This window comes from Thermalbibacter longus (genome assembly GCF_023806485.1).
Taxonomy (GTDB): Bacteria; Chloroflexota; Chloroflexia; order Thermomicrobiales; family Thermomicrobiaceae; genus Thermalbibacter; species Thermalbibacter longus.
On the sequence record NZ_JAMSLR010000059.1, the window covers coordinates 1 to 271 of the forward strand.

1 pseudogene is annotated in these 271 nt (G+C 76.0%); it reads left to right on the forward strand.

Going from position 1 to position 271, the window contains the following annotated elements:
- A pseudogene (locus NET02_RS16440) lies at nt 1-271 on the forward strand (5-(carboxyamino)imidazole ribonucleotide synthase); the annotation flags it as partial.

Here is a 271-nt window from a genome sequence, read left to right on the forward strand (position 1 = left end):
GGCGCAGGTGCTGGCCAGCCTGGCGGCGCACCGGCCGGTGGCGCCGGGTGCCGCGGCGGTGGCGGTGGCGCAGGATCGCCGCGCCGAAAAGGCGCACTTCGCCGCCAGCGCGCGCTCCAGTGGCGTCGGGCCGGCACCGCACGCGGTGATCGAGGCGGAGGCTGATCTAGCGCGCGTGCCCGAGTCGCTGTTGCCCGGCATCCTCAAGACCGCGCGCCTGGGCTACGACGGCAAGGGTCAGCGGCGCGTGACCCGTCGCGATGAACTGGCC